Source organism: Aeromicrobium sp. CFBP 8757, from assembly GCF_014841755.1.
Taxonomy (GTDB): domain Bacteria; phylum Actinomycetota; class Actinomycetes; order Propionibacteriales; family Nocardioidaceae; genus Aeromicrobium.
The window spans coordinates 206,262-231,287 of sequence record NZ_JACYUM010000004.1; the positions used below are offsets into that span (position 1 = coordinate 206,262).

General features: G+C 71.8%; 25 protein-coding genes and 1 other RNA gene. 5 read left to right on the top strand and 21 right to left on the bottom strand.

Going from position 1 to position 25,026, the window contains the following annotated elements; translation table 11 throughout:
* Nucleotides 1–59: 59 nt before the first annotated feature.
* The 7 genes from IFT73_RS12915 to IFT73_RS12945 all read right to left on the bottom strand — a co-directional run bounded on the left by IFT73_RS12915 (nt 60) and on the right by IFT73_RS12945 (nt 6,647).
* Complete coding sequence (locus IFT73_RS12915; protein ID WP_371811265.1) at nt 60–1,085, bottom strand: LLM class flavin-dependent oxidoreductase; 1,026 nt, start codon at nt 1,083–1,085, stop codon at nt 60–62.
* A 70-nt stretch (nt 1,086–1,155) separates the two neighbouring features.
* Complete coding sequence (locus IFT73_RS12920; RefSeq protein WP_192167979.1) at nt 1,156–2,106, bottom strand: superoxide dismutase; 951 nt, start codon at nt 2,104–2,106, stop codon at nt 1,156–1,158.
* Nucleotides 2,107–2,173: 67 nt separating this feature from the next.
* On the bottom strand, nt 2,174–3,055 hold the full coding sequence (locus IFT73_RS12925) for an oxygenase MpaB family protein (RefSeq protein WP_192167980.1): 882 nt from the start codon (nt 3,053–3,055) through the stop codon (nt 2,174–2,176).
* Nucleotides 3,056–3,119: 64 nt separating this feature from the next.
* Entirely contained in the window at nt 3,120–4,064 is a 945-nt protein-coding gene (locus tag IFT73_RS12930; RefSeq protein ID WP_192167981.1) for an alpha/beta hydrolase fold domain-containing protein, read from the bottom strand.
* Nucleotides 4,065–4,073: 9 nt separating this feature from the next.
* Complete coding sequence (locus IFT73_RS12935; RefSeq protein WP_192167982.1) at nt 4,074–5,771, bottom strand: DEAD/DEAH box helicase; 1,698 nt, start codon at nt 5,769–5,771, stop codon at nt 4,074–4,076.
* Nucleotides 5,761–6,042 carry a DUF3039 domain-containing protein gene (locus IFT73_RS19040; RefSeq protein ID WP_056611261.1) on the bottom strand — a complete coding sequence of 94 codons (282 nt, stop codon included), beginning with the start codon at nt 6,040–6,042 and terminating at the stop codon, nt 5,761–5,763. The genes IFT73_RS12935 and IFT73_RS19040 overlap by 11 nt, the downstream gene beginning before the upstream one ends.
* 44 nt (nt 6,043–6,086) lie before the next feature.
* The gene (locus tag IFT73_RS12945; RefSeq protein ID WP_206759099.1) at nt 6,087–6,647 is read right to left on the bottom strand and encodes a YqgE/AlgH family protein; all 561 of its coding nucleotides are present in this window, start codon (nt 6,645–6,647) and stop codon (nt 6,087–6,089) included.
* A 65-nt stretch (nt 6,648–6,712) separates the two neighbouring features.
* Here IFT73_RS12945 and IFT73_RS12950 point away from each other — a divergent pair, with 65 nt between their 5' ends.
* Nucleotides 6,713–7,480, top strand: a complete 768-nt coding sequence (locus IFT73_RS12950) for a MerR family transcriptional regulator (protein ID WP_056611258.1) — start codon at nt 6,713–6,715, stop codon at nt 7,478–7,480.
* 95 nt (nt 7,481–7,575) lie between these two features.
* On the opposite strand, the gene IFT73_RS12955 is transcribed toward IFT73_RS12950, so the two are convergent.
* Nucleotides 7,576–8,088 carry a hypothetical protein gene (locus IFT73_RS12955; protein ID WP_192167983.1) on the bottom strand — a complete coding sequence of 171 codons (513 nt, stop codon included), beginning with the start codon at nt 8,086–8,088 and terminating at the stop codon, nt 7,576–7,578.
* Nucleotides 8,089–8,228: 140 nt separating this feature from the next.
* Between IFT73_RS12955 and IFT73_RS12960 the strand changes: the two genes are divergently transcribed.
* The gene (locus IFT73_RS12960) at nt 8,229–8,888 is read left to right on the top strand and encodes a TetR/AcrR family transcriptional regulator (protein ID WP_082556350.1); all 660 of its coding nucleotides are present in this window, start codon (nt 8,229–8,231) and stop codon (nt 8,886–8,888) included.
* Nucleotides 8,889–8,912: 24 nt separating this feature from the next.
* Here IFT73_RS12960 and IFT73_RS12965 read toward each other — a convergent pair whose 3' ends face one another.
* The 3 genes from IFT73_RS12965 to IFT73_RS12975 are packed head-to-tail and all read right to left on the bottom strand — an operon-like array spanning nt 8,913 to nt 11,141.
* Nucleotides 8,913–9,926 carry a DUF3048 domain-containing protein gene (locus IFT73_RS12965; protein WP_192167984.1) on the bottom strand — a complete coding sequence of 338 codons (1,014 nt, stop codon included), beginning with the start codon at nt 9,924–9,926 and terminating at the stop codon, nt 8,913–8,915.
* A 55-nt stretch (nt 9,927–9,981) separates the two neighbouring features.
* Nucleotides 9,982–10,452: a hypothetical protein gene (locus tag IFT73_RS12970; protein ID WP_192167985.1), complete on the bottom strand. Its 471-nt coding sequence runs from the start codon at nt 10,450–10,452 to the stop codon at nt 9,982–9,984.
* Between the two features lie 2 nt (nt 10,453–10,454).
* Complete coding sequence (locus IFT73_RS12975; protein WP_192167986.1) at nt 10,455–11,141, bottom strand: hypothetical protein; 687 nt, start codon at nt 11,139–11,141, stop codon at nt 10,455–10,457.
* A gap of 113 nt (nt 11,142–11,254) precedes the next feature.
* Here IFT73_RS12975 and IFT73_RS12980 point away from each other — a divergent pair, with 113 nt between their 5' ends.
* From IFT73_RS12980 to IFT73_RS12990, 3 genes are read left to right on the top strand one after another with little or no spacing between them, the layout of a single operon-like run.
* Entirely contained in the window at nt 11,255–15,880 is a 4,626-nt protein-coding gene (locus IFT73_RS12980) for an ATP-dependent helicase (RefSeq protein ID WP_192167987.1), read from the top strand.
* Entirely contained in the window at nt 15,873–16,652 is a 780-nt protein-coding gene (locus tag IFT73_RS12985; RefSeq protein ID WP_056611240.1) for a DNA-formamidopyrimidine glycosylase family protein, read from the top strand. The genes IFT73_RS12980 and IFT73_RS12985 overlap by 8 nt, the downstream gene beginning before the upstream one ends.
* Nucleotides 16,653–16,688: 36 nt before the next feature.
* On the top strand, nt 16,689–17,312 hold the full coding sequence (locus tag IFT73_RS12990; protein WP_192167988.1) for a vitamin K epoxide reductase family protein: 624 nt from the start codon (nt 16,689–16,691) through the stop codon (nt 17,310–17,312).
* Between the two features lie 15 nt (nt 17,313–17,327).
* On the opposite strand, the gene IFT73_RS12995 is transcribed toward IFT73_RS12990, so the two are convergent.
* From IFT73_RS12995 to ftsE, 10 genes are all read right to left on the bottom strand, one after another.
* Complete coding sequence (locus tag IFT73_RS12995) at nt 17,328–17,615, bottom strand: 4a-hydroxytetrahydrobiopterin dehydratase (protein WP_192167989.1); 288 nt, start codon at nt 17,613–17,615, stop codon at nt 17,328–17,330.
* The gene (locus IFT73_RS13000) at nt 17,612–17,989 is read right to left on the bottom strand and encodes a hypothetical protein (protein WP_192167990.1); all 378 of its coding nucleotides are present in this window, start codon (nt 17,987–17,989) and stop codon (nt 17,612–17,614) included. Before IFT73_RS13000 ends, IFT73_RS12995 begins: the two co-directional genes overlap by 4 nt.
* A gap of 156 nt (nt 17,990–18,145) precedes the next feature.
* Nucleotides 18,146–18,515: a transfer-messenger RNA gene (gene ssrA, locus IFT73_RS13005) on the bottom strand.
* 157 nt (nt 18,516–18,672) lie between these two features.
* Nucleotides 18,673–20,076 (bottom strand): MFS transporter, encoded by a 1,404-nt coding sequence (locus tag IFT73_RS13010; RefSeq protein WP_197984162.1) that lies wholly within the window; start codon nt 20,074–20,076, stop codon nt 18,673–18,675.
* The gene (locus tag IFT73_RS13015) at nt 20,073–20,954 is read right to left on the bottom strand and encodes an amidohydrolase family protein (protein ID WP_371811266.1); all 882 of its coding nucleotides are present in this window, start codon (nt 20,952–20,954) and stop codon (nt 20,073–20,075) included. Before IFT73_RS13015 ends, IFT73_RS13010 begins: the two co-directional genes overlap by 4 nt.
* A complete protein-coding gene (smpB, locus tag IFT73_RS13020) occupies nt 20,954–21,430 on the bottom strand; it encodes an SsrA-binding protein SmpB (protein ID WP_192167991.1) in 477 nt (158 codons plus the stop codon). The genes IFT73_RS13015 and smpB overlap by 1 nt, the downstream gene beginning before the upstream one ends.
* A gap of 23 nt (nt 21,431–21,453) precedes the next feature.
* Complete coding sequence (locus IFT73_RS13025) at nt 21,454–21,936, bottom strand: SRPBCC family protein (protein ID WP_192167992.1); 483 nt, start codon at nt 21,934–21,936, stop codon at nt 21,454–21,456.
* Nucleotides 21,933–23,255, bottom strand: a complete 1,323-nt coding sequence (locus tag IFT73_RS13030) for a M23 family metallopeptidase (RefSeq protein WP_056611218.1) — start codon at nt 23,253–23,255, stop codon at nt 21,933–21,935. Before IFT73_RS13030 ends, IFT73_RS13025 begins: the two co-directional genes overlap by 4 nt.
* Nucleotides 23,256–23,361: 106 nt before the next feature.
* A complete protein-coding gene (gene ftsX, locus IFT73_RS13035; protein WP_192167993.1) occupies nt 23,362–24,276 on the bottom strand; it encodes a permease-like cell division protein FtsX in 915 nt (304 codons plus the stop codon).
* 18 nt (nt 24,277–24,294) lie between these two features.
* On the bottom strand, nt 24,295–24,984 hold the full coding sequence (gene ftsE, locus IFT73_RS13040; RefSeq protein WP_056611212.1) for a cell division ATP-binding protein FtsE: 690 nt from the start codon (nt 24,982–24,984) through the stop codon (nt 24,295–24,297).
* Between the last annotated feature and the right edge of the window lie 42 nt (nt 24,985–25,026).

The window sequence follows — 25,026 nt, forward strand, 5'->3', positions numbered from 1 at the left end:
CGCGCAGGGCAACGCCCGTCCACCGTGGGGTGAACGGGCGTCGACGCGCGGGACAATCCCTACAGCAGCTCCTTGGCGAGCAGCTCGAGCGTGCGCTCGCGGCCCGGGGCCGTCGAGGGGTCGGTGCCGCGGTGCGCCGAGGCGATCGGGTTGACCATGACCTCGTCGACGCCGAACCGGTCGGCCAGACGACGCAGCTGGTCGGCGGCGTCGGCCGGCGTTCCGACGACGGCTCGCGCGTAGCCGTCGTCGATGATCGTCTGCAGCTGCGGGTGCGTCGGCACGGCCTGCGCGTCCTCGACCAGCGACAGCGCCGTGAGCGGCTGGCCCGTGCGCAGCTGCGACATCATCTGCATGTTCGGCAGCGCCAGCGCCCGCGCCTCCTCGTCGGTGTCGGCCACCGCGACGTTGACGGTCAGGAACGTGACGGGCTCGGACGCCACGTCGCTGGGCCGGAACTCCGATCGGTACACCGCGAGGGCCTCGGCGGTGCCGTGGCCCGAGAAGTGGTGCGCGAACACGTACGGCAGCCCCTTGGCCGCGGCGAGGTGCGCCGAGTACATCGACGAGCCGAGCAGCCACATGCGCGGCTCCGACGCGGCCGCCGGGGTGGCCTTCAGCACGTACTGCTGGCGCGGCACCGCGACCCGCACGCCCTCGGTGCCCATCAGCGCCACGACGTCGTCGAGGTACTGCGGGAAGTTCTCGACGTCGGTGTCGTCGCGGCCGGCGGCACCCCGCAGCGCCATCGACGTGACGGGGTCGGAGCCGGGAGCGCGGCCGATGCCGAGGTCGATGCGTCCGGGGGTCGCCGCCTCGAGCAGCGCGAACTGCTCGGCGACCGCGAGCGGCGCGTGGTTGGGCAGCATGACGCCACCCGAGCCGAGCCGGATGCGATCGGTGTTGGCGCCGAGGATGCCGATCAGCACCGGCGGCGAGGTCGCTGCGACGGCGGGCATGTTGTGGTGCTCGGCCACCCAGAAACGGGTGAACCCGGCCCGGTCGGCGACCTGCGCGAGCGAGATCGTCGACGCGACGGCGTCGCGGGTCGTCTGGTCGGAGCGGACGGGGACGAGATCGAGCACGGAGAGCCTCACACCGGGTCCAACGCCCTCCGCGACCGGAACCTTCCCCGCCTCGCCCCGACCGGACGGCTCAGCGCGCCGGGGCGCGGGTGATCCAGTAGGCGGCCGTCTCGGGCGCGGGCGTGCCGAAGCGGGCGTTGACGGCGTACAGCGAGCCCTTCAGCAGCGCGACGGTCGAGGGCACGTCGACGTCCGACGCGAAGTCGCGACGGCCGATCGTGTCGACGACCTTCGCCGACCGTGCCTTCGTCCCGAGCGAGAGGACGCGGATGCGGTTGTCGCGGTTCTGGACGACGTACAGGGTGCCGCCGGGGCCGGGCTCGAGACCGTCGCCGTTGACGAACGTCGTGCCGCCCGTCCGGACCCTAGTGGTGCGGCCCGACCGGGGATCGATCGTGAACAGGCGGCCGGTGTTGCTCTGGACGGCCACGAGCGTGCCGCGGGTGCTGACGATGCCGTTGAGGTTGTTGCCCTCGGCCAGCTTCAGGTCGCCGTTCAGCGACCGGGTCGTGGCGCGCCACGCGGCCGGCAGCTTCTTCGTGCGGGTCGAGAGCGGCACGACCAGCAGCTCGCGGCTGAGCGAGTCGGTCGCGTAGACCGCGGTGGGCGTGACCGTGACGTCGTTGACGAAGCGGTTGCCGGCGCTCGGGAAGCGGTACGTGCGCAGCACCTTTCCGGTGTCGGCGTCCTGGGCGCGCAGCTCCTTGCCCGCTCCGCCGGCCACCCAGAGGACGTCGCGCCGGCTGTCGTGGTCGAGGCCCACCGCGATGCGGCCCGGTGCGCCCGCGAACGTCCGGCGCTGGCCCGTGCGCACCGTGATCTTCTGGATCGCCCCGTCGGCGCGCGAGCCGGAGAACAGGTTCTTGCCGTCGGTCGTGATGCCCTCGGGCAACCAGCCGTTCGGCAGCTCGATGCGGTCGGGCGAGGACGACCGGTCGGACGGGGCGGCCTGGGCCGGCGCACCGCCCGCGGACAGGGCGATCGCGGCGGTGAGGGCGAGGACGGGGGTGATGCGCTTCACGGGGGCTCCTGGGGTCGGGACTCCCTCCATCGTGCGCTGCGCCGGGCGGACCGCAACCCGGTTCCGGTCAGACGCGTCCGGGCTCGGCGTCGTCGCGCGGCATCGTCGCGGGGAACGTGCCGAGGTGCTCGATCATGAAGCCGCCCGGGTACGTCCGCACGCGGTGCGTGTCGCGCAGCAGCGACGGCCGGCGGCGGGCGGGGAAGAAGCGCAGCAGCCGGCCGCGCGCCACCAGCGACCCGTGCGCCAGTGCCGACATCGCGCGCGTGGGCCGCGGGTAGCGGAACGTCTCGCGCAGGTGGTCGTCGAGCAGGGCGATCGCGAACCGGCGCATGACACGGCGCAGCGGTCGCGGGTAGAACGTCACGAACAGGTCGAGCGTCGAGTCGGCGACGGCCCGGGCCTTCGGGTCGAACACGTACGTCTCGCGCTCGTAGGCGTCCATCAGGTCGGAGAATCCCTGGTAGTCGACCGGGACGTCGGTGATGCCCATGAGCCGGCCGAGCCGCTGGTAGTAGCGCACCGTGGCGGTCTTCTCGGCCTCCGTGCCGTCGCGCCACCCGTACCGCTCGATCCACCGCACCGGTGTCACGACGAAGGTCGCGAGCACGTAGCGCATGTCGTCGTTCGAGATGTCGTAGCTGCCGTGCATCTGGTTCATGCGGCGCACGCCGGCTCGGCCGTCGGGCGACTCCAGGCCCCTCTCGGCGATCGTCTCGAGGAGGATCGCGGTGTCGTCGTGCCGCTTCTGCACCGAACCCGTGAACTCGCCGGTGTCGTAGAGGAGCCGGCCCACCGTCGGGACGGCGTAGGTGCGGAACAGTGCGAAGCTCAACGCCTGCTGCGAGTCCCACGGGAACTCGTGCATCGCGGTGATGCGCGCGATCTGCTCGTAGTCGGTCTCGGGATCGAGCCGTGCGATCTGCTGCTGCCAGTGGTCTCGCCTCATGAACGGACCGTACCGTGACAGCGACACTGTCACAATGGTCTGGCGCAGATTCGCCGGGACCGGGCTAGAGCACCTCGCGCAAGAAGTCGACGATGTCGTCGAGGGCGCGGCGCGCGACGGGCACGACGCCCGGCAGGCTCATGAAGCCGTGGATCGCCCCGTCGTACTCGACGTAGCGGACGGGCACGCCTGCCTCGACGAGCGCGTCGCGGTAACGGCTGCCGTTGTCGAGCAGCGGATCGGCCTCGGCCGTCAGGATGAACGCCTTGGGCAGGTCGGCGTGCGAGGCCGCCCGGATCGGCGAGGCCCGGAAGTCCTCGGTGCCGTGCTGCTCGCCGAGGTACAGCCGCGCGAACGCCCGCATGTTGGCCGACGTCAGCACGGGGGCGTCGGCGTTGCGGTCCTCCGACGGCCAGCGGTCGTACATCTCGACGCCGGGGTAGATCAGCACCTGCGCGCGGATGGGCGGACCGCCCGCGTCGCGCGCCATCAGCGAGACGACCGCCGCCAGGTTCCCACCGGCGCTGTCGCCCATCACCGCGATGCGCTGGGGGTCGACGCCGAGCTCCTCGGCGTGCTCGACGACCCACGCGAGGCTGTCGCGGGCGTCGTCGACGCCGGCCGGGAACTCGTGCTCGGGGGCCAGGCGGTACGCCGGCGACACCACGACGACGCGGCCCCGCACGGCGATGCGGCTCGCGAGCCACGCGGACTGCTCGGGGTTGCCCTGCACCCAGCCGCCCCCGTGGAAGTTCACGACGCACGGCAGCGGACCGATCGCGTCCTCGGGCCGGTGCACCAGGGCACGCTGGCCCGTGCCGATCACGAGCTCGTCGACCGTGGCGGCCGGATCGGGGCGTCCGAAGATCAGCCCGCCGATCGCGGTGCGCTGCAGCTTCACCCGCTTGGCCCGGTGCGCCGGGAGGTCGACGACGTCCTCGATGCCCTTCTCGGAGATCTTCAGGAGCCGTCCGAACAGACGGGTGCGCAGGGCCATCGACGAAGTCACCCCGAGAGCCTAGCCCGACGCCTTGAGCGCCCAGGTGCGCAGCGCGTCGATGCGGGCCTGCAGCTGCTCGGTCGAGGCCTGGGCCGCGGCGGGTCCGCCGCACTGGGACCGCAGACGGCTGTGGGTCACGCCGTGCGGCGCACCCGTGCGGTGGTGCCACGCGCCGACCAGCGCCTGCAGCTCGCGCCGCAGCTCACCGCGCTTCTCGAAGGCGACGTCGGCGGCCGGCGCCGACGGCTCGGCGGCCTTGGCCTGCGCACGCTTGGCCCGCGACGTGCGGAGCAGCTCGGCGACCTGCGCGGGATCGAGCAGGCCCGGGATGCCGAGGAAGTCGAGCTCGCCCTCGTCGTCCGACAGCGAGTCGTAGCCGAACTCGCCACCGTCGTAGACCAGTCGGTCGAAGTCGGCGTCGCTGGCCAGGGCGCGGTACTCCCCCAGCAGGTCGTCGGACGCGCCCTGGTCCTCCTGGGCCTTGGCGATCAGCTCGGCCTCGGCGGCGAACAGGTCGTCCTCGTCCTTGACGGGCCGGCCCACGACGTGGTCGCGCTGCGTCTCGAGGTCGGACGCGAGGGCCAGCAGGCGCGGCACGCTCGGCACGAAGATCGACGCGGTCTCGCCCTTGCGGCGCGCCCGCACGAAGCGCCCGACGGCCTGCGCGAAGTACAGCGGGGTCGAGGTCGTCGTGGCGTAGACGCCGACCGACAGCCGCGGCACGTCGACGCCCTCGCTGACCATGCGCACCGCGACCATCCACGGGTCCATGCCGGCCGAGAACTCCGAGATCTTGGCGCTGCTGCCGGCCTCGTCGGACAGCACGACGGTCGGGGCCGCACCCGTGATCTCGGCCAGCACCGCGGCATAGGCCCGCGCGCTGTCCTGGTCGCTGGCGATGACCAGCCCGCCCGCGTCGGGCACGTGGCGACGCACCTCGAGCAGGCGGGTGTGGGCCGCGCTGAGCACCTCGGGGATCCACGACCCGTTCGGGTCGAGGGCCGTGCGCAGCGCCTGGGCCGTCGCGGCGCGGTCGAGGGGCTCGCCGAGCCGGGCCGCGACCTCGTCGCCGGCCCGGGTCCGCCAGTGCATCTGACCCGAGTAGGCCATGAACAGCACGGGACGCACGACGCCGTCCTTGAGCGCGTGGCCGTAGCCGTACGAGTAGTCGGCGACGCTGACCTTCGAGCCGTCGGTCTGCGGCGCGTAGGTCACGAACGGGATGGGGTTGTCGTCGGAGCGGAACGGGGTGCCCGTCAGCGCGAGGCGCCGCACCGCGGGCTCGCAGGCCTCCTGCACGCCGTCGCCCCACGTGAGCGCGTCGCCCGCGTGGTGCACCTCGTCCATGATGACCATCGTCGAGCGGTGCTCGATGCGGTTGCGGTACGCGTTGGGGTTGACCGCGATGCCCGCGTACGTCACCGCGAAGCCCTGGAACCCGGACCCGAGCACGCCGCGGCTCGGCAGCGCGGGGTCGATCATGATGCCGATGCCGGCGGCAGCCAGGGCCCACTGCGTCTTGAGGTGGTCGGTCGGCGTGACGATGACGATGCGCTCGACGATGCCGCGCGCGAGCAGGTCGGCCGCGATCGTCAGCGCGAACGTCGTCTTTCCGGCGCCGGGCGTCGCGACGGTCAGGAAGTCGCTCGGTTGCGTGCGCTGGTAGAGGTCGAACGCCTCTCGCTGCCAGACCCGGAGGTGCTGGCTACGCGTCACCCGAGCCGTCTCCCTCGTCGCCCTTGTCCATGCTCTCCCAGATGTCCTTGCACTCGGGGCAGACCGGGAAGCGCTGCGGGTCGCGACTCGGCGTCCAGACCTTGCCGCACAGCGCGATCACCGGGGTGCCCATGACCATCGCCTCGGTCAGCTCGGCCTTGGGGACGTAGTGCGAGAACTTCTCGTGATCGCCCTCCTCGGTGCGCTGGTCGACGCGCTCGTCGGTGCGCTCGTCGAGAGCCGTCTGCGAACCACGCTGGAAGAAAGCCACGCGAGGAGTCTAACGACCTCGACCGGCACGTCCTAGTCGATGACCTAGTTGGTCGACGGGTCGTCCGGGAATGTCGCCCAGAACCGGACGTCGCCCTCCTGGCGTCGCAGCACCTCGCGCCACAGCAGCTCGGGCTGGGGCGAGATGAGGTCCTTGTCACGCGCGTCGACGACCATCCACGCGCCCTCGTCGAGCTCGTCGGCGAGCTGGCCCGGGCCCCATCCGGCGTACCCCGCGAAGACCCGCATGCCGATCAGCTCGGTGCCGGCGGGCACGGGCCCGTCGAGGTCGACCAGGCCCACCCGGCCGGTCATGCGACGCCAGCCCGCGGGAGCCGCGGGGGCGTCCGACGGATCGGCCACGATGCCCAGGCCCAGCGCCGAGTCGACCCCCACCGGGCCGCCGTCGAACAGGCACACGGGCGCGTTGACGAGCCCCGCCCAGTCGGGCAGGACGTCCTCGACGTCGGACGGCAGCGGCCGGTTGACGATGACGCCGAGGGTCCCGTCGGCGTCGTGGTCGAGCACGAAGACGACGCTGCGCAGGAACGGCCCCGAGTCGATCGCCGGGGTCGCCACCAGCAGCCTGCCGATCAGCTCGTCCATGGCCTCCATCATGCCCCCGCGACGCTCGGCACGGCAGAAGCCACCCTGCGGCCTATGATGCGTCCATGCCCGCCGACGCCACCTCCCCCGAGGAGAACGCCCCTCAGGAGTACACGGTCGACGAGCTCGCGGCACGTGCGCAGATGACGGTGCGCAACGTGCGGGCGTACGCGGGGCGCGGTCTCATCGAGGCGCCCCGGCTGGCCGGACGCACGGGCTACTACAACCGCGAGCACCTCCAGCGCCTTCAGCTCATCCGGCAGCTGCTCGACCGGGGCTTCACGCTCGCCGCGGTCGAGAAGGCGATCCAGAGCGCCCCCCAGAGCGCCGCGGGGCACACGCTCGACCTCATGACGATCCTCGACCTGCCCGAGGCGGACGAGGCCGAGATCATGTCGCGCGACGACCTCGCGGCACTGGCCGGCGTGGCCCGCGACGCCTCCCTCGTCGACTCGATGGTCGAGCTGGGCCTGGTCGAGGCCCTCGAGGGCGACCGCGTGAGGCTCGTCGAGCCCGCCGTCGTCCGGGCCGGCGCCGCCGCGGTGTCGATGGGGCTGGCGCCCAGCACCGTCATCGGCCTGTTCCCGACGCTGCAGGAGCACCTGCGGGCCATCACCGACACGTTCGTGCGCGACGTCGTGACCGAGCTGATCCAGCCGTTCATCGACGCCGGCTTCCCCGAGGACGACTGGGAGCGCATCATCGCGCTGGTCGACGGGCTGCTGCCGATCGCCAGCCAGGTCACGCTCGGCGTGTTCCGCAGCGAGTTCCGCCAGTCGATCGACGTCGAGATCGGCGAGCAGATCACCGGCCTCGCGTCACAGCGCCACTAGGCGGCTGCAGCCCCACCTCGCCTCTCCAGGACGCGGACATCCCCGCCCGGCACAGGAGGGAGGGAGCGTGCCGGACGGGGACGAGTGGGAGCCGCTCAGGCGGCGATCGCGTTGCGCAGACGCGTGATCAGACCCGGCCGGGCGTCGTCGCGGAGCGGGACGACCGGGGCCGCGGCGAGCTGCTCGCGGGCGGTCTCCTGGATGCGACGACCGTGCGTCGTCAGGTCGGCGCCGACGACCGAGCCGGCGGAGATCGCGAGGTAGGCGAGCTCCTTGGCGAACGCCTTGCGCAGCGCGGGGTCGTCGCGGTGGGCGTCGAGCAGCGCGCGGGCGCCGGGCAGCTCGGCCGCGGTCGTGACCCAGGCCGTGACGGGGACGAGCTCGGGCGTCTCGGAGTCGCCGGACAGCAGGCGGTCCATCTGGCCGCTGAGTCGCTGGAACCAGGTCATCTGCAGGTCGAACAGCGCATCGGTCTCGGTCGGGAAGGCCTCGCGGGCCCCGTCGACCGTGTCGAGCAGCTCGGTGAGCGTCGTGCCGGGGCGCCGGTCGGCGACCTCCAGCATCTCGCGGAGGGCGTTCTTGCGACGGTTGTAAGCATCCCAGGTCATGGTGTGCTCCTTTCTGGTCCGTCGGACCGGGGCCACATACCCGCGGTACGTACTCTCAGTATGTTGGGGCGTGCAGGCCATGGCAAACCGCAGGTATGTGATTCGGCGCACGACGCGCGCGTCCCCGTAGACTCGGACCCATGTCCCACCCCGCACGCGTGACCAAGAGCGTCCTGCGCACCGCCCGCAAGACCACCAAGACCTCGCGTCGGCAGGACTACTCCTCCAGCACCAAGCGGGCCCTGCTCGACAGCGCCACGACCCTGTTCACCGACCACGGCTACGCCGGCACCTCGCTCGACGAGGTCGTCGCCGCCGCGCGGGTCACCAAGGGTGCGCTCTACCACCACTTCCCCAGCAAGCTGGCCCTGTTCGAGAACGTCTTCCTGCGCGTGCAGGAGTCCACGACGACCGAGATCGGCAAGGCCATCAACACGTCGAAGGACCCGTGGGAGCGCGCCCAGACGGGCCTGCAGAAGTTCCTCGAGGTGTGCCGCCAGCCCGAGTTCCGCCGCATCTGCATGCAGGAGGGCCCCGTCGCGCTCGGCCACGAGCGCTGGCAGGAGGCCGAGAAGGCATCGTCGTACGGCATCGTGCAGAGCATCGTCGAGGAGCTCCTGGCCGATCTCGGCAACGCCGACCAGCTCGGCGAGGCGTTCACGGCGGTGTTCTACGGGGCCATCCGGTCGGCGTCGGAGTACGTCTCCGACGCGGAGGACCCGGAGGCCGCCAGCGACGACGTCCAGGCCACGATCGGCGCCCTGCTGGCCGGCCTGAGGCTCCTGCCGACCGTCGAGTGAGGGCCGGCGCGGACGCCGTGCCGATCAGCCCAGCGTGACCGAGCCGGCGTCCTTGGGCACGAGCTCGATGAACACCTTGCCCGGGTCGATCGTGTAGGGCGAGCCGTCGGCCGCCGTGAACGACAGCCCCTCGTCGAGGCTCGGCTTGCGCCACGTCACGGTGTCGACCTGACCGCCGTGGAACACCATGGCCTCGCCCTTGCCCTCGAACACCGTCTCGGGGACGGGGTTGCCGGCCGGGTCGGTGTAGCCCGCGTCGCCGACCTTGGCGAACACGACGATCATCGTGTCGGCCTCGAAGTCCTTGTTCGGGGAGGCGTGCCCGTTGGTGCGCGTCCACTTGCCGCCGTCGAGCTTCCACGTCGTCGACGTCGCGTTCGAGAACCGCACCGTCGCCGCCGTGGCCGCCTTGCCGGTCGCGGCAGCGGCGGCGGGTGCGTCGGCGGGCGTCCAGGGCAGGTACGGGCCCTTGATCGTGCTGCGCTTGGCCTTCTTGGCGACCGTCTTGAGATTGATCAACCGGTTGTACGGGCGGTACTTGGCGGGGTCGCTGCTGAAGCCGGCGGATCCGGCGTCCTCCGAGAAGACCGTGATGCCGGACTTCTCGACCTTGTTGTAGGCGCCGCTGGCGCCGCCCGAGGCCACGATCTGGCCGGCGACGGGGCCGGCGATGCCGATGTCGCTGGTGCGCAGCGACCGGACGTGGCCGACCTTCGACGGGATGCTGGAGTAGAAGAACGCCGCGAGGCGGGTCAACCCGCCCTCGACGAGCTCCTCGAGCACGAGGTCGGCCTTGTCCAGACCGTACTGCGGCGCACCGGCGGCGGTGTTCTCGATCTTGACGACGAAGACGGGGTTGTCGGGTCGTCCCTTCGAGAGCGCCAGGCCCGTGAGCGGTGAGATCTCGACGAGCGGGGTGGCGGTGGCCGCGGACGCGTCGGGGGCCGCGGGCTTCTCGCCGCCGTCCGACGAGGACGACGAGCACGCGGACAGGGCCAGGGCAGCGGCGGACACCGCCGCGACGAGACGCAGCTTCATGGGCGACAGCATGCCTCACGCGACGGGTCCGGCGGTGGTGCCACTCTGTCGGGCGTCAGCCGTTCTTGGGTCGGCGCAGACCAGCCTGCTCGGCCGCCTCGGCGCTCGTGAACCACAGCGCGGCGGTGGTGCGGGCGAAGGCGGGGCTCGTCGACGCGTGGTAGATCTTCGAGCCACGGCTGACCTTGACGACGTACTCGTCCGAGGGAGCGGCGCCGTCGGCCAGCGGCAGCGCCGAACCGGGGTGCGGGCCGGGGACGACGGGCGGCCGCGCCTCGGGCTCGGAGGCCGGCGGCCCGGCCGCCGGCTCCGGCGCGCCACCCTCCGCCATCACGACCTCGGGTGCGGGGGTAGGGGTCGGATCGGGTGCGGGTGCCGGGGTTGGAGCCGGGGTGGGGACGGAGGCGGGGGTCGGCTGGTGCCGCGCCCGCAGCACCAGCTCGCGCACGAGCCAGCCCAGCACGAAGCCGAGCGCCGCGGCGAGCAGCAACCAGAGGCCGATCTCGCCGATCGTGTACCCCGACATCGTCAGGCCCCCTTCCGCGGGGCCGACGCGACCCGCAGCGTCTGGACGAGCCGCAGCCCCGGCAGCGCCTGCGCGACCTGCTCGACGACCCGGGCGCGCGTCGTGCGGTCGGCGACCTGCCCGCCGAGCACGACCGTGCCGTCGCCCGGGACGTCGAGCGCCAGGCCCTCGACCCCGGCCACGATCTCGAGCACGTCCGGCACGGCGGCGACCCACGGCTCGGACGGCACCGAGCGGACGACCCTCACGTCGCCCGTGACGGTCGTGCGCAGCGTCGTCGCGACCGCGACCTTGATCGCGGCGGCGTCGTCGGGCGAGGGGACGGCGCCGCTGATCTCGACGTCGTCGCCCGCCCGGTCGAGCTCGAAGTGCGCGGCGTCCGCGACGACAGGACGCGGACGGCGGTCGACCTCGACCCGCCGGACGCCGGGCAGGGTGCGCACCAGCGACGCGGCGAGCCGCGCCTCGACGTCGTTGCCGCCGCGGAGCTCGGCCTCGCGGCCCGTGAAGTCGACGCGTACGTCGGCCAGGTCGGCGGCCTGCAGCGCCGCCGTGGACCGATCGCCCAGGTCGGCGGCGACCGATCGCGACCCCATCACGGCGCCGGCGACGATCACGGCGACGAGGCACGCCGCGACGGCCGCGACGAGTCGCTTGAGCGCTGGGCCCGCGGGGTTCGGATCGGACACGGAGCGAGGTCTCCCGGCTAGATCGGCACGACGAAGGTCCACCGTACCGGCCGGCACCCCCGTCCCGGATGCGGTCTCGAGCACATGTCGGCGGCGGCTGGGACGATGGGCTCATGACGTCGGCACTCGATCGCTTCGCCCCCGCCACCCGTGCGTGGTTCGGCGAGTCGTTCGACGGACCGACCCCCGCACAGGAGGGTGCCTGGCTCGGCGTCGAGGGCGATGAGCACGTCCTGGTCGTCGCGCCCACCGGCTCGGGCAAGACCCTGGCGGCGTTCCTGTCGGCGATCGACCGGCTCATGCACGCCGGCGACCCGGCCGAGGCCACGTCGCCCGACGATCGGGCGCCCGGCACCCGCGTGCTCTACATCTCGCCGCTCAAGGCGCTGGCCGTCGACGTCGAGCGCAACCTGCGGTCACCCCTGGTCGGCATCACGCAGGCGGCGGCGCGCCGGGGCGATTCGTTCCGCGACGTCACGGTCGGCGTGCGCTCGGGCGACACGACCCAGCGCGACCGGCGCGCGCTGATCACCCGGCCGCCCGACATCCTCATCACGACCCCCGAGTCGCTGTTCCTGATGCTGACGTCGGCGGCGCGCGAGACGCTGCGCGACGTCGACACCGTCATCATCGACGAGATCCACGCCGTCGCCGGCACCAAGCGCGGCGCCCACCTGGCGGTCTCGCTCGAGCGGCTCGACACCCTGCTCGAGGCGCCGGCGCGGCGCATCGGGCTCAGCGCCACGGTCCGCCCGCACGACGAGGTCGCCCGCTTCCTGGCCGGCTCGGCGCGGGTCACGGTCGTCGCCCCCGAGGCACCCACCCGCCTGGCGCTCGAGGTCGAGGTGCCGGTCGACGACATGACCAAGATCCCGGCACCCCCGCGCGACGAGGGCAGCGGCGCCCGTTCGCTCGCGCCCGGTGACGACGAGCAGCCGCGCGGCAGCATCTGGCCGCACGTCGAGGAGGCGATCATGCACCGCGTGCTCGGCCACCGCTCGACGATCATCTTCGTCAACTCGCGCGGGGTGTCCGAGCGGCTCACGGCACGCCTCAACGAGGCCTACGCGGCGCACCTCGGGCACGTCGACTCCCCCGACGGCGCCACGCCGGCCCGCGCGCCCGCGCAGAAGGGCAGCAGCACCCAGACGACCGCCGCGTCGTCCGACGACCCCGAGCTCGTGCTGGCCCGGGCCCACCACGGCTCGGTCAGCAAGGAGCAGCGCTCGCTGATCGAGGACGACCTCAAGTCGGGACGTCTGCGCTGCGTCGTCGCGACGTCGAGCCTCGAGCTCGGCATCGACATGGGTGCGGTCGACCTCGTCATCCAGGTGTCGTCGCCGCCGTCGGTCGCCAGCGGCCTGCAGCGGGTCGGACGAGCCGGCCACCAGGTCGGCGAGGTGTCGCAGGGCGTCACCTACCCGACGTCGCGCCCCGACCTGCTCGGCTCGGCCGTCACGACGTCGCGCATGCAGGCCGGCCTGATCGAGCGACTCGACATCCCCGCCAACCCCCTCGACATCCTGGCCCAGCACACCGTCGCGGCCACGGCGCTCGAGGGCATCGACGTCGAGGAGTGGTTCGACACCGTGCGCCGCAGCGCCCCGTTCGCGACGCTGCCGCGCTCGGCGTACGACGCGACGCTCGACCTGCTGTCGGGCCGCTACCCGTCCGACGAGTTCGCCGAGCTGCGTCCCCGCATCGTGTGGGACCGCGACGCCGGCACCATCACGGGCCGCCCCGGTGCGCAGCGGCTCGCCGTCACGAGCGGCGGCACGATCCCCGACCGCGGCATGTTCGGCGTGTTCCTGGCCGCCGGCACCGAGGAGAGCGGCTCCCGCAAGGTCGGCGAGCTCGACGAGGAGATGGTCTACGAGTCGCGCATCAACGACGTCTTCGCCCTCGGCGCGACGAGCTGGCGCATCCAGGAGATCACCCACGACCGGGTCAACGTGGTTCCCGCCTTCGGCCAGCCGGCCCGGCTCCCGTTCTGGAAGGGCGACGCGATCGGGCGGCCCTACGAGCTCGGCGAGGCGATCGGCGCGTTCGTCCGCGAGGCCTCGGCCCTGGCTCCCGACGCCCTCGCCGAGCGCACCGCCGGCCTGGGCCTCGACCGCCGGGCGGCCGACAACCTCGGCGCGTACCTGCGCGACCAGAAGGAGGCCACGGGCCAGGTGCCGTCCGACCGCACCCTGCTGGTCGAGCGGTTCCGCGACGAGCTCGGCGACTGGCGGGTCGTCCTGCACTCCCCCTTCGGCCGTCGGGTGCACGCCCCGTGGGCCCTCGCGGTGGCCGCCCGCATCATCGAGCGCTACGGCATGGACGGCTCGGTCGTGGCCAGCGACGACGGCATCGTGGCGCGCATCCCCGACACCGAGACCGAACCACCGGGCGCCGAGCTGTTCGTGTTCGAGACCGACGAGCTCGACACCATCGTGACGGCCGAGGTCGGCGGCTCGGCGCTGTTCGCGTCCCGCTTCCGCGAGTGCGCCTCGCGCGCCCTGCTGCTGCCGCGCCGCAACCCCGGCTCGCGCGCACCCCTGTGGCAGCAGCGGCAGCGGTCGGCGCAGCTGCTCGACGTCGCCCGCAAGTACCCGTCGTTCCCGATCCTGCTCGAGACGGCCCGCGAGTGCCTGCAGGACGTCTACGACCTGCCGGCGCTCACGATGCTGTCGAAGAAGCTGACCTCCCGCGAGGTGCAGATCGCCGAGGTCACGACCGAGCGGGCGTCACCCTTCGCGCAGAACCTGCTGTTCGGCTACGTGGCGGCCTTCCTCTACGAGGGCGACACCCCGTTGGCCGAGCGCCGCGCCTCGGCCCTGACCCTCGACCCCACGCTGCTGGCCGAGCTGCTGGGTCGCGCCGAGCTGCGCGAACTGCTCGACCCCGAGGTGCTCGAGCACCTCGAGCTCGAGCTGCAGCGGCTCACCGACGACCGTCAGGCCAAGGACGTCGAGGGGGTCGCCGACCTGCTGCGCCTGCTGGGCCCGCTGTCGTCCGACGAGGTGCGTGCCCGCGTCCAGCCCGATCTCGCCGGCGAGGTCGCCGGGTGGCTCGGCGAGCTGCAGAACGCCCGCCGCGCGATCGAGGTCGCGGTGGCCGGCGACGTGCGGTGGGCCGTCGTCGAGGACGCCGGCCGACTGCGCGACGCGCTCGGGGTCGTGGTGCCGATGGGCGTCTCCGAGGCGCACCTCGAGGTCGTCGCCGACCCGCTGCTCGACCTCGTCTCGCGGCACACCCGCACCCACGGCCCGTTCACGAGCGCCGACGTCGCGACGCGATTCGGCATCGGCGTCGCGATCGCCGACCAGGTGCTGCGTCGCCTGTCGCGCGACGGCCGGCTCACCGAGGGCGAGTTCCGGCCGCAGGCCACCGGCAGCGAGTGGGTCGAGCCCGGCGTGCTGCGCCGTCTGCGCTCGCGCTCGCTCGCGGCGGCCCGTCAGCAGGTCGAGCCCGTCGACCCGCTGACGTTCGCGCGGTTCCTGCCCGCGTGGCAGGGCGTCGGCGGCACGGTGCGGGGCACCGAGGGCGTGCTCGCCACGATCGACCAGCTCGCGGGCCTGGCGCTGCCCGCCTCGTCGTGGGAGTCGCTCGTGCTGCCCGCCCGCGTGCGCGACTACTCCCCCGCGATGCTCGACGAGCTCACCTCGGCCGGCGAGGTCGTCTGGTCGGGAGCCGGCTCGCTGCCCGGCAACGACGGGTGGGTGCAGCTGCACCCCGCCGACTTCGTGCTGCGCGCCGCCGGCGCCCAGGGCGTCGAGCCCCTCGACCCCGACGCGCTGCCGGCCACGATCGCCCAGGCGCTCGACGGCGGCGGGGCGTTCCTGTTCCGCCAGCTCGTCGAGGTGCTCGCGGCGCTGGGGCCCGACACCGTCGACCACGCCGACGTCGCCGCCGCGCTGTGGGACCTCGTGTGGTCGGGGCGCATCAGCAACGACACCTTCGCCCCCGTGCGCACGCTGGTCGGCCGCGGCGGCGCCCACCGCACGACGCGGCCGGCTCCCCGCGCCCGGCTGCACGGTCGCCGCATCCGCTCGCCGCGGGTCGCCCAGCAGGGCCCCCCGACCGTCAGCGGTCGGTGGTTCTCGCTCACCGAGACCGCCGACGACCCGACGACCCTGCAGCTGTCCCGGGCCGAGTCGCTCGTCGGGCGGTACGGCGTCGTGACCCGCGGATCGGTCATGGCCGAGCAGACGCCCGGTGGCTTCGCGGCGATCTACCGCGTCCTGCGCGAGCTCGAGCAGAGCGGCTCGGTGCTGCGCGGCTACTACATCGAGACACTCGGCGCCGCGCAGTTCGGGGCGCCCGCAACGGTCGACCGCATGCGCGCCTTCGTCCTCGAGGACGACCGGCCCACCGACGCCGCGGCCGTCACGCTGGCCGCCACCGATCCGGCCAACCCGTACGGTGCCGCGCTGCCGTGGCCCGACCGGCCCGTCGACGAGGCGAGCACCCGGCACCGTCCAGCCCGCAAGGCCGGCTCCCTCGTCGTGCTGCACGACGGGCACCTCGTGCTGTACCTCGAGCGCGGCGGCAAGAAGGCGCTGGTGTTCGACGACGACCCGGCACGGCTCGAGGCGGCGGGTCGCTCGCTCGCGACCCTCGTGCGGGCCAGACGCATGAGCCGGCTGACGGTCGAGACCGCCGACGGTCGTCCCGTCGCGTCCTCGCCGCTCGGTGCCGCCCTGCTCGAGGCCGGCTTCGAGCAGACCATCAAGGGGGTGCGGATCGATGCCTGAGGGAGACACCGTCTGGCGCACGGCCCACCACCTGCACGAGGCCCTCGCGGGGCGCGAGCTGACGCGCACCGACTTCAGGGTGCCGGCCTTCGCGACGCTCGACCTGTCGGGCGAGGTCGTCGACGAGGTCGCGAGCCACGGCAAGCACCTGCTGATCCGCACGCCCCGGCACTCGATCCACTCGCACCTCAAGATGGAGGGCGCCTGGCACGTCCAGCGGCTCGAGTCGCCGTGGCGGCGACCCGGCCACTCGGCACGGGCCGTGCTCGAGAACGACGAGTGGCAGGCGATCGGCTACTCCCTGGGCATCCTCGAGGTGCTCGACATCGACGACGAGGAGTCCGCGATCGGTTACCTCGGCCCCGATCTGTTGGGGGCCGACTGGGATCTCGAGCTGGCCGTCGCCAACACCGCCGCCGATCCCGACCGCCCGGTCTTCCTGGCCCTGCTCGACCAGCGCAACCTCGCGGGCTTCGGCAACGAGTACGTCAACGAGCTGCTGTTCATCATGGGCCTGCTGCCGACCCGTCCGATCGGCGAGGTGCCCGACCTGACGCGCGTCATCTCGCGCGGCCAGCGCATGCTCGACGTCAACAAGGCGCGCGTCGAGCGTTCGTTCACCGGCAGCACCCGTACCGGCGAGGACCGCTGGGTCTACAACCGCGAGCGCGCCCGATGTCGCCGGTGCGGCACCCGACTGCGCAACGGCAAGCTGGGCGACCGCCCCACCACCGAGCGCGACTGCTTCTGGTGCCCCCACTGCCAGACCTGACGCAGATGGTTGCGGGGTCGTTCTAGGATCACTGTCATGACTGACGCGATGGTGGCCGACCGGACCGACCTCGACACGTATGAGCGCTCCGATCGCGGACTCGGCCTGCTGCTGCTGATCGGTGGTGCGATCGGCCTGCTGTCGGCCGCGGTGCTGCTCATCGACAAGGTCAAGTTCCTCCAGGACGAGGCCGACGGCAAGACGGCCCAGCTGGCCTGCGACATCAACGCCTTCGTCAGCTGTGGCGGGGTCATCAACACCGACCAGGCCTCGGCGTTCGGCTTCCCCAACCCGATCATCGGTGTGGCCGGCTTCGCGATCGTCGTGACCCTCGGCGTCCTGATGGTCGCGCGGGTGCAGCTGCCCGGCTTCGTCTGGCTCGGCCTGCAGGCGGGCGCCCTGTTCGGCATCGGCTTCGTGACGTGGCTGCAGTCGCAGAGCATCTACGAGATCGGCAAGCTCTGCCCCTGGTGCATGGTCGTCTGGACCGTCATGATCCCGATCTTCGTGTGGCTCACGGCGCGCAACCTGGCGGTCTTCGCACCCGGCAACCCGGTCTCCCGGTTCGTCGGCGACTGGACGCTGCTGATCAACGTGCTCTGGTACGTCGCGGTCATCTCGGCGATCTGGTTCAAGTTCGGCTCCGACCTCTGGGCCTGAGCCCGTCCGCGCGGCTCAGCTGGCGGCGGCGACGCGCTCCAGCACACGGGCCAGCTGCACGTCGCGATCGGTGACGCCCCCGACGTCGTGGCTGCTCAGCCGGATGTCGACGCGGTTGTAGACGTTGGTCCACTCGGGGTGGTGGTCCATCTCGTCGATCGACCCCGCCGCCTTGTTGATGAACGAGATCGCGGCCATGAAGTCGGCGAACTCGAACGACTTCACGATCGCCTCGCCCTCCTGCGACCACGCCGGCAGTCCGTCGAGCGCTTCTTCGATCTGGGCATCGGTGTAGGACGTCATTCGTCCACGCTATCGCCGGGACGGTGAGGGGCAAGGCGGTGCTCACGATCCGACCGCGCCCGGCGGTGCCCGATGCGCAGGCTCGGCAGCAGGACCAGCGCCGACATCAGCGTCACCGAGGCCGGGACGGCGACCATCCGGAGGTGCTCGCGTGAATCCGACACGCAGGCGCCGTCGTGCGCCGCCTGGTCCGGTCGGAGCTCGCCGCCACGGTAGGCGTCGCCCGTGACCAGCACGTGCAGCACGCTGCCGCACTGCTCGACGCCGCCGGCCGTCCGTGCCTGCGCCTCGGACGACAGGATCTGCCACCCCCACACGAGCGAGGCTGCGAGGACGATCGCCGCCGCAGCGGCGGCCCACCCAGACCTGGTCATGAGCGTCCGACCTCTCGGTTCGCGCGACCGGGACACCGTTGCGCCGTCGCCCACCAGACTCTAGGCGCCGACGGGGGCCACTCGACCCACCGTGCTGCCGTCCGGCACGACAGAGCCCCGCTCGCCCCCGATGGGGGCGAGCGGGGCTCTGTCGTTCAGTGGAGCTGCGGGGAATCGAACCCCGGTCCTACGGCGCTGAGTCAGGGCTTCTCCGGGTGCAGTCTGTCTGGTCGCTTTTCTCAGCCCCGGCGCTCGAACAGACGCGTCGCCGACGGGCTCAGTCACAGAAAAGTCCCGATCACACGCTGTGACGCCGTGTGACCAGCAAGCCTCCTAAATGAGACTGGCGATCCGGAGCGGAAGCTCCCCCGGGCCAGCCCTTCACCTATCGCTTAAGCAGCGAGGGCGAAGTCAGTGCGCTTTGAATCGGCACTTGTTGGTTTCCAGAGATCGTTTAAGAGATAACCCTGGATCCTCTACCCGCTTCACCTGAATCGAACGACCTTAGTCGAAACCGATCAGCCCCTCTTGAGTTGTCAACCACCGTCGCATCGAGCTTCGTGCCGCGCCGGCGTGTCCATCCTACTCCTGCCCAACGCCAGGGCCGAGCCGATCATTCCGCGACGTCGTTCGAGTGCTGCATTCCCGTCCCCGAACGGTGCAGCGTGGTCGGACTCGCCGTCTCACTCTGTCCGCTCCGCACCACTCGCGGGTCCGGGGGCGGGGAGGCGGTGGATCAGGGTGACGGCGCACGCGGCGGCGAGCACCAGCATGCCGACGCAGATCAGGGTGCCGGTGCGGAAGCCCGGGCCGAACACGGCCGGGTCGGCGAAGTCTCGACCCGTGATCCCCGCGATCGGCGGGATCGCGGCCACCGCCAGCAGCGACGCGGTGCGCGAGACGGCGTTGTTGATGCCCGACGCGATGCCGGTCTGCTGCATCGGCGCGGCCGCCAGCACCGCGGTCGTCAGGGGTGCGACCAGCACCGTCAGGCCGATGCCGAACACGATGGAGGCGGGCAGCACGTCGGTCACGAAGCTCGCGTCGTCGCCGATCCGCAGCATCAGCAGCAGACCGGCCGCCGCGACCAGCGGGCCGATCGTCAGCGGCAGCCGCGGACCGATGCGCGTGCCGAGCGCTCCCGCGCGCGACGAGAACAGCAGCATGATGATCGTCATCGGCACGCTCGCCAGCCCCGCCACCAGGGGCGAGAACCCCGAGACGTACTGCAGCTGCTGCACCAGCAGGAAGCTCGACGCCGCCAGCGCCCCGTAGATCGCGAACGTGCAGATGTTGGCGGCCGTGAACACCCGGTCGGCGAACAGCTGCATCGGCACCAGCGCGTGCGGCGCGACCCGCTGGTGCAGCACGAACACGACCATCAGCACGGCACCGACAGTCCCCCACAGCCACGACCCGTCGACCAGCCCGTACGTCAGCGCGGCGAGCCCGAGCGCCGTCAGCGCGGCCCCCACGTAGTCGATCGGGTCGTCCTCACCGGTCGTCTCGGGCACGTGCCGCACGGCCAGCCACACCACGGCGACGGCCAGCGGGACGTTGATCCAGAAGATGCCACGCCAGCCCGTGGTGTCGACCAGCCAGCCGCCGACCAGCGGACCGATCGCCGTCGTCACGCCGGCCAGCCCCGACCAGAGGCCGATCGCGCTCCCCCGGTCCTCGGGCGCGAACGACGCCGAGATGATCGCGAGGCTGCCGGGCGTCAGGAGCGCCGCGCCCACGCCCTGCAGGCCGCGCGACGCGACCAGCACCTCGAGCGTCGGCGCCGCCGCGCACAGCACCGACGCGCCAGCGAACAGCACGACCCCGGCCACGAACACGCGGCGCCGTCCGAGCCGGTCGCCCAGCGACCCCCCGACCAGGATCAGCGCGGCGAGCATCAACGTGTAGCCGTTCACGATCCACTGCACGCCCGCGGCACCCGCCTCGAGGTCGGACCGCATCGCCGGCAGCGCGAGCCCCACGATCGAGCCGTCGAGGAACGACATCCCCGAGCCGAGGATCATCGCGGCGAGCAACCACCGCCCCTGGGCGGTCGCGAGGCGGATCGTGCCGGCGTCGGCACTCACACGGCGACCCCGAACAACCGCGAACCGTTGCCCCACAGCACGCTGCGCAACCAGTCGTCGCCCAGCTCGAGCCGCTGCAGCACCTCGACCTGGTGGGCGTACGCGTACGGGATGTTCGGGAAGTCGGTGCCGAACAGCACCCGGTCCTGCAGCTGGCCCAGCCGTGCCGGGACGCCGTCGGGCACCGGCGCGTCCCAGAAGTCGACGAAGGCCATCGTGGTGTCGAGCTGGACGTTTGGGTACTGCTCGGCGAGGTCGAGGAACTCGTCGATCTCGGGCATGCCGAGGTGGGCGATCACGAGCGCCAGGTCGGGGTGCCTCGACAGCACGTCGGCGACCCCCGCGGGACCTGTGTGGTGGCCCGGGGCCGGCCCGGAGCCCGCGTGCAGGACGATCGGGGTGCCGCTCTCGGCGAGCACGCCCCACACCGGCTCGAGCAACGGGTCGTTCGGGGCGAAGTCGCCGACCTGCACGTGCACCTTGAAGACCTCGACCCCCTCGTCGAGCAGCCGCGGGACGTACTGCGCGGCCTCGGGCTCGGGGTAGAACGTCGCCGAGCGCAGTGCGTCGGGGGTGCGGTCGGCGAACGCCAGCGTCCAGTCGTTCATGAAGCCCGCGACACCGGGACGGTGCGCGTACGACAGGGCCGAGAACCTCTTCACGCCGATCGAGCGCAGGTGGGCGACACGCTCCTCGTCGCTCCACCGGTACGTGATGGGCCACGGACGACCGAGCATCGGCCCCGCGGCGTCGAAGTAGGCCCAGACCTTCTCGAGGATCTGGGGCGCCATGAAGTGCGTGTGGACGTCGACGATGCCGGGCAGGCCCAGCGCGGCGACGAGCCCGGGGAGGTCGTCGTCCTGGAGCCCGCCTCCCACTAGTGGATGCCCTTGAGCCGCCGGCCCAGGTCGCGCTCGGCCTCGCGCGTCGCCGTGCGCTCGGCGATCGCGTGGCGCTTGTCGTACGTCTTCTTGCCGCGGGCCAGGGCGATCTCGACCTTGGCGCGTCCGTCCTTGAAGTACAGCGACAGCGGGACGATCGTCAGGCCCTTCTCGGACGTCCGACGCTCGATGCGGTCGATCTCGGAGCGGTTCAGCAGCAACTTGCGGCGCCGCCGCGTCTCGTGGTTCGTCCACGTGCCCTGGGTGTACTCGGGGATGTGGACGCCCAGCAGCCACGCCTCACCACGCTCGATCTCGCCGAACCCGTCGACCAGGGACGCGCGTCCCGCCCGCAGCGACTTGACCTCGGTGCCGGTCAGCACCATGCCGGCCTCGAACGTGTCCTCGATGTGGTAGTCGTGGCGCGCCTTCTTGTTCTGCGCTACGAGCTTTCGCCCCGTCTCCTTGGCCATCCCTCCATTGTGTCACGCGCCCGTCAGGCGTCGCGGGCACCGACGGCCGCCACGACGACGGGGTCGGCGCACCCGCGGGCGAAGCCGGCGATGCGTCGGTCGATGTCACGGCGCAGCACGACGGCGCCGACCCGCTCGGCCAGCGGCGCGAGCCACGACGGCCGGCACGTGAAGCTGTAGCGCCAGGTCGCGCGACACCGACCGTCCGGCTCGGGGGCGAAGCGCCAGCCACCGGCGAACGAGGCGAAGAACCACGGCCCCTGGACCATCGTCATGCCGACGTTGGTGGGCGGGTTGTACGAGACGTACTCGCTCACCATGCGCAGGCGCGAGCGGTGTCGCGTCTGCGTGCGCACCCCCTTGCCGGGGGCCGTCGCGCCGTCGAGGAAGTGCTGCTCGTGGATGAACGGGTCCCACCGCAGGCGGGTGGCGCCCGTCGACTGCGAGATCGCGAACGCCGTCGCCGGGTCGACGTCGACCACGACGCTCGACTCGGTGCGGGTCACAACCAGCCGGCGGGGTTCGTCGTCGAGCCGTTGACCAGGACCATGAAGTGCAGGTGGCAGCCGGTCGAGTAGCCGGTCGAGCCCGAGTAGCCGATGACCTGGCCGCGCTGCACCTTCGTGCCGGCCTTCAGCGCGAACCGCGTCAGGTGGTTGTAGGTCGTGACGACGCTGACGCCGCGCTTGACGCCGTTGTTGAGGATGATGCGGTTGCCGTAGGCGCCGTTGAAGTACTGCTGGATGATCGTGCCGGCGGCGGCCGCCTTGACGGGGGTGCCGCACGCCACGCCGAAGTCCATGCCGTCGTGCAGCTTGTACACGCCCGTGATGGGGTGCACGCGCATGCCGTACGGCGACGTGATCGGGCCCGACACCGGACGCGTGAGCGTGCCGCCGCTGTCGCCGGTCGGCGGATCGGGGTCCTCCGTGCTGCTGCCCCCGCCGCCCTTGGCCTTGCGCTGGCGCTCGCGCTCGGCGCGCTCCTTGGCCTTGCGCAGCTCCTCGTCGGCGATCTTCTGCAGCTCGGCGGCGAGCCGTGACGTCTCGGCCTCGCGCTCGCGGACGATCCGCTCGTCGTCGGCCTGGGCCGCGGCCGCCGTGGAGGCGGCGCCCTCGCGGACCGTCACGAGCGAGGCGACCTCGGTCGCCTGCTGCTCGGCGGCGGCCTCGAGCTGCTGCTTCTCGACCAGGTTGGCGGCGGCCTCGGCGCGCTGCACCTTGACCTTGTCGCGCAGCTTCTGCACCTTCTGCCGGTTCAGCTTGAGGATCACGCGCGTCGCCTCGAGGCGCTGCATCGTCGCGAGCTGGTCGTCGCTGACGGCGCCGTTGAGGCTGACCTCCTCGCCGTACGTCGAGGGGTCCTCCCCCTGCAGCAGGCCGCTGAGCGCGCGCAGCCCGCGATCGCCCTCGAGGTAGTCCTGCACCGCGAACTCCTCGACCGACTTCTCGGACCGCACGAGTCGCCTCTCGCCCTGGTCGAGCTCCTTGCGCGCCGACCGGAGCGCGGCCTGGCTCTTCTCGAGCTTGGCCTGCATCTGGGTGTCGAACGCCGCCGCGACCGCGACCTTGCCGCGCGTCTGGTCGAGCGTCGCCTGCGCCGAGCCGAGCTTCGCCTCGGCGTCCTGCAGGGCTGCGGCGGCCTCGGCGAACTCCTTGGTGGACGCGTCGAGGTCCTTCTGCGCCTGCTGCGCCGCCCCGCTCGCCTCCTTCTTCTGACGCTCGAGATCGTCCTTGCGGTCGGCGAACGACGGTGACGTCAGGCCGGCGAGCAGCGCGACCGAGAGCAGCGCAGCGAGCAGCGCGGAGCGGGTGTGGGAAGACATGACCTCGACCTTGGGGGAAGGATCCCCGGGCGGGCCCGGGGACGTGTCGACGAGCGTGCTGACGTGTCGTGCTGAAAGTATCAAGCCCGACTTTAGGCTATGAACCTCACACGTCGAGGTATTTGCGCGTCAGGAAGAGTGTCGGGATCAGCGCGAGCAGCAGCGCGAGCACCGTCGTCATGCCCATGACCTGCACCGCGTCGCCCCAGCCGACCCACGTCGTGATCTTGCCGAGGGTGTCGCGCAGGTAGCCGTAGACGACAAAGTGGACGAACGCGGCGAGCCCTGCCGCGGCCAGCGCGGCGGAGATGAGGGCCGCCAGCATCGACTCCAGGATGAACGGCAGCTGGATGTGCCAGCTCGACGCGCCGACCAGCCGCATGATGCCGATCTCGCGGCGCCGGGCGTACGCCGTCATGCGGATCGTGTTGGAGACCTGCAGCACCGCGGCGAAGATCAGCAGCGCCGAGATGGCCAGGGCGCCGTTGCGCAGCTTGTCAAGCGCCGAGAACAGCGGTCCCAGCAGCTCCTTGAGCGAGCTGACGTTGCCGACCCCGTCCATGCCGGACACCTGGCTGACGACCGCGTCGTACTTCTGCGGGTCGTTGAGGGTCACGAAGTACGAGACGGGGAACGAGTCGGGGCTCAGCGTCTCGAGCTGCTTGCGGCCGGTCTCGGACTGGCCGAACAGGACGCGTGCCTGGTCGTAGTTCTCCTGCGGCGTGCGGATGTCGAACGACTTGACCTGCGAGTTGCCGCGCAGGGCCTCCTGCACCGCGGTCTGCTGGTCGTCGGTCGCGGCGCCGCCGATGCACGTCGGCGCCAGCGAGTTCTTGGTGCACAGGTTGACCTGCAGCTGCAGCTTGTCGCCGAAGTACTTCTCGGTGCGCTGCGACTGGGCCAGGATCAGCAGGCCGAGCGCGGCGAGCAGCAGCGACACCGTCATCGTGACGATCAGGGAGACGGTCATGGACTTGTTGCGAGAAAGGCTCTGGCCCAGCTCGCTGAGAGTGCTACGCATGTGGTCCTCTTCGCCGGGTCAGTTCTGGTAGCCGTAGATGCCACGGGCCTCGTCGCGGACGATGAGCCCCGACTCGAGCTCGATGACGCGCTTGCGCATCTGGTCGACGATCGTCGAGTCGTGCGTGGCCATGACGACGGTGGTGTCGGTGCGGTTGATCCGGTCGAGCAGCTTCATGATGCCGACGCTGGTCGCGGGGTCGAGGTTGCCGGTGGGCTCGTCGGCGATCAGGATCATCGGTCGGTTGACGAACGCGCGGGCGACCGCGACACGCTGCTGCTCGCCGCCGGACAGCTCGTCGGGCATGCGGTGCCCCTTGCCCTCGAGGCCGACCATCTCGAGCGTCTCGGGCACGAGGGAGTTGATCTCGGCGCGCGACTTGCCGATGACCTGCAGCGCGAATGCGACGTTCTCGGTGACGGTCTTGTTGGGCAGCAGCCGGAAGTCCTGGAAGACCGTGCCGACCTGGCGGCGCAGCTTGGGCACCTTCCAGCTCGACAGCTTGTTGATCTCCTTGCCGGCGACGTAGACGCGTCCGCTCGTGGGGCGCGCCTCGCGCAGGATCAGCCGCAGGAACGTGGACTTGCCCGAGCCCGAGGCACCGACCAGGAAGACGAACTCGCCCTTCTCGATCTCGAGGTCGACGCCGTCGAGCGCGGCGCGCTTCTGGCCGGGGTAGGTCTTGGTGACCTTGTCGAATCGAATCACTGAGCCACTGTAGGCAGCCGGGACCCAGAGTCGTGGGACGTC

Excerpts from the sequence above, each read along its gene's own strand:
- IFT73_RS12925 (WP_192167980.1), bottom strand. The coding sequence starts at position 3,055 with ATGAGGCGAGACCACTGGCAGCAGCAGATCGCACGGCTCGATCCCGAG.
- IFT73_RS12945 (WP_206759099.1), bottom strand. The coding sequence starts at position 6,647 with ATGGACGAGCTGATCGGCAGGCTGCTGGTGGCGACCCCGGCGATCGAC.
- IFT73_RS12950 (WP_056611258.1), top strand. The coding sequence starts at position 6,713 with ATGCCCGCCGACGCCACCTCCCCCGAGGAGAACGCCCCTCAGGAGTAC.
- IFT73_RS12955 (WP_192167983.1), bottom strand. The coding sequence starts at position 8,088 with ATGACCTGGGATGCTTACAACCGTCGCAAGAACGCCCTCCGCGAGATG.
- IFT73_RS12960 (WP_082556350.1), top strand. The coding sequence starts at position 8,229 with ATGTCCCACCCCGCACGCGTGACCAAGAGCGTCCTGCGCACCGCCCGC.
- IFT73_RS12965 (WP_192167984.1), bottom strand. The coding sequence starts at position 9,926 with ATGAAGCTGCGTCTCGTCGCGGCGGTGTCCGCCGCTGCCCTGGCCCTG.
- IFT73_RS12970 (WP_192167985.1), bottom strand. The coding sequence starts at position 10,452 with ATGTCGGGGTACACGATCGGCGAGATCGGCCTCTGGTTGCTGCTCGCC.
- IFT73_RS12980 (WP_192167987.1), top strand. The coding sequence starts at position 11,255 with ATGACGTCGGCACTCGATCGCTTCGCCCCCGCCACCCGTGCGTGGTTC.
- IFT73_RS12985 (WP_056611240.1), top strand. The coding sequence starts at position 15,873 with ATGCCTGAGGGAGACACCGTCTGGCGCACGGCCCACCACCTGCACGAG.
- IFT73_RS12990 (WP_192167988.1), top strand. The coding sequence starts at position 16,689 with ATGACTGACGCGATGGTGGCCGACCGGACCGACCTCGACACGTATGAG.
- IFT73_RS12995 (WP_192167989.1), bottom strand. The coding sequence starts at position 17,615 with ATGACGTCCTACACCGATGCCCAGATCGAAGAAGCGCTCGACGGACTG.
- IFT73_RS13000 (WP_192167990.1), bottom strand. The coding sequence starts at position 17,989 with ATGACCAGGTCTGGGTGGGCCGCCGCTGCGGCGGCGATCGTCCTCGCA.
- smpB (WP_192167991.1), bottom strand. The coding sequence starts at position 21,430 with ATGGCCAAGGAGACGGGGCGAAAGCTCGTAGCGCAGAACAAGAAGGCG.
- IFT73_RS13030 (WP_056611218.1), bottom strand. The coding sequence starts at position 23,255 with ATGTCTTCCCACACCCGCTCCGCGCTGCTCGCTGCGCTGCTCTCGGTC.
- ftsX (WP_192167993.1), bottom strand. The coding sequence starts at position 24,276 with ATGCGTAGCACTCTCAGCGAGCTGGGCCAGAGCCTTTCTCGCAACAAG.